This window comes from Variovorax sp. 20P10.2.4 (assembly GCF_058244205.1).
In genome coordinates this window covers 1-2586 of record NZ_JBZAYE010000849.1, presented here as the reverse complement: position 1 = coordinate 2586, position 2586 = coordinate 1, and the positions used below count along the sequence as shown (strand labels likewise).

The window sequence follows — 2586 nt, the reverse complement described above, 5'->3', positions numbered from 1 at the left end:
GCGAGGACCGGCCCGGCGGCGGCGCGAGCTTCGTGATCCGGCTGCCGCGCGGCTGAAGCACGGCGCGGCCAAGCCCCGCGCGCCCCGGGGTGAAGTCAGGTTGCGCCGGAATCCGGCCCCCTAGAATTCGCGCCCTATGCAGAGATCGCACATCGTCCGGCCCGCGGCCATGTTCTGGGGGCTCGCGGTGTATATGCCGGTCGGCGTCACCTACCTCTCGGCCCTGCTGCTGCTGGTCGCCCTGCTGGTCGCGGGCAGCGGCCGCGAACGCATCGCGCGGCTGCGCGCCAATCCGCTGTGGTGGCCGGTCGTGGCCTATGTGGCCTGGACCCTGATCGTGCTGGCCATCCGGCCGCACTACCCCGAGACCCCCTCGAACCTGGTGCACGGGCTGCGCATCGCGGCCACGCTGCTGATGGCGATGGCGCTCGCGCGCGACGAGGCGATGTGGGCGCTGCGCGGCTTCCTGCTGATCTCGGCGCTCAACCTGCTGCTGGTGGTGGTGTTCTACGCGGTCGGCGGTTTCCACATCTGGGCGCCGCTGCGCGGCGTGGTGATGGAGGTCGGCAACAAGTCGATCAGCAATGCGCTGCTGTTCAGCGTGGTGGCATCGACGGCGGCGGTCTGGGGCCTGTCGCAGATCGCGGCGCACCGGCCGCTGCGCGCACTGCCGGCCTTCGCGCTGGTGCTGCTGCTGATGGCGGTGGTGGCGCTGCCGCTGACCTCGCGCACCTCGGTGCTGGCGCTGCTGCTGGTGCTGCCGCTGGTGTGCATCCACCAGTGGCGCAGCCACCTGAAGGCGCTGTCGGCGGCGCTGATCGTGGGCGCCGTGGTGCTGGGTGCGGGCCTCTACCAGCTGCCGCAGCTGCAGCAGAAGGTCGAGGTCGGCATCCAGGAGATCGAGAAGGCGCAGGCCGGCGAGATCTTCCACGGCAGCATGGTCATCCGCTACTTCATGTACCGCGACACCGGCCGCATGATCGCCGACCGGCCGCTCACCGGCTGGGGCATCGGCGGCTGGACCGAGCAGTGGCACCAGCGCGGCCCCGCGCTGTTCGCCGACTCGAACATGCCGCACAACGACTTCCTCTGGATGGGCGCGCAGGGCGGCCTGCCGGGCCTCTTGAGCCTGCTCGCGATCATGGTCGCGGCCGTCTGGCAGGCCTGGAAGCGGCCCGACATCGCGGGCCGCTATGCGCTGGCCGCGACCCTGATCGCGCTGATCGCCTCCTGCGTGAACTCGGCGCTGCGCGACGCGCAGATCGGGCTGGCGCTGCTGTGGATCGCGATGGTCTACCTGCGGCTGGCGCAGGAGCGGCAGGACCCCGAGCCCTGGCGCGACCTCTGGCCGGGCCGGCGGATCGGCAGCGAATCCGAGGCCTCGAAGCGCGCGGCGGCACCGGGCTGACTCCGGAATTTCGTACTAGACGACTGGTCTAATCGGCGCTAGAGTCCGGCGCCATGACTGCCGTCGCCACGCCTCCCGACGTTCGCCGCCACATCCTCGACGTGGCGCATCCGCTGTTGCTGCGCAAGGGCTTCACGGCCGTCGGGCTGGCCGAGGTGCTGAGCCTGGCCAAGGTGCCGAAGGGCTCGTTCTATCACTACTTCGGCTCGAAGGAGTCCTTCGGCGAGGCGGTGCTCGAGGCCTATTTCAGCGACTACCTCGCGCGCACCGACGCCCTGCTGGCCGAGTCGGGCACGGGCGCGCAGCAGCTGGTCGCCTACTTCCAGGACTGGCTCGACTCGCAGACCGGCGACGACGCCCAGAGCCGCTGCCTCGTGGTGAAGCTGGGCGCCGAGGTCTGCGACCTGTCCGAGACCATGCGCGCGGCGCTGGACCGCGGCATCCGCCAGATCACCGACCGGCTCGCGCGCTGCATCGAGACCGGCCGCGCCGACGGCTCGCTGCCGGCCGCCGAAGCCGGCGTTCCCGCGCAAACCCAGGCGGTCTCGCTCTACCAGAGCTGGCTCGGCGCCAGCCTGCTCGCGAAAATCGCGCGCGACCGCGCATCGCTCGACCGCACCATGGCCGGCACGCGGCAGATGCTGGGTCTGGCCCCCGTTCCCACCCCGGTCGGCTGAGAGGCGGGACGACCGATGTCGCTCCCGCCTTTTTTGCGGCCCTTTTCTAGACGACCGGTCTAATTACCTGCCAGGTCATCGCCCTTCCACCACCCAGGAGCCCCTGCCCATGCCCCAAAGCGACACCGTCAACCGCCGCCTCGTCCTCGCCGCGCGCCCGCGCGGGCTGCCGACGCCCGCGCACTTCCGCCTCGAGGAGGGCGCCGTGCCCGTGCCCGCCGAGGGCCAGGTGCTGCTGCGCACGCTGTACCTCTCGCTCGACCCGTACATGCGCCAGCTGATGGACGAGGTCGCGCCGATCTACGCGGCCTCGGTGCCGCTGGGCCAGCCGATGGTGGGCGGCACGGTCAACCGCGTCGTGGCCTCGAGGCACCCGCAGTTCCGCGCCGGCGAGCTGGTGCTCGGCAATGCCGGCTGGCAGGACTACGCGCTGTCCGACGGCCAGGACCTGATGCCGCTGGGCGACATGGCGCGCCCCTCGCTCGCGCTCGGCGCGCTCGG

Annotated in this window: 2 protein-coding genes and 1 pseudogene; all 3 read left to right on the top strand. The window is 71.5% G+C overall.

Translation table 11 applies throughout. From position 1 onward, the window contains the following. The first annotated feature begins 136 nt into the window (after window positions 1-136). Window positions 137-1408, top strand: a complete 1272-nt coding sequence (locus tag AC27VN_RS38480) for an O-antigen ligase family protein (protein WP_296774607.1) — start codon at window positions 137-139, stop codon at window positions 1406-1408. 53 nt (window positions 1409-1461) lie between these two features. Then, the gene (locus AC27VN_RS38475) at window positions 1462-2085 is read left to right on the top strand and encodes a TetR/AcrR family transcriptional regulator (protein ID WP_490880065.1); all 624 of its coding nucleotides are present in this window, start codon (window positions 1462-1464) and stop codon (window positions 2083-2085) included. 109 nt (window positions 2086-2194) lie between these two features. Next, window positions 2195-2586 (top strand): annotated as a pseudogene (locus AC27VN_RS38470) (NADP-dependent oxidoreductase); the annotation flags it as partial.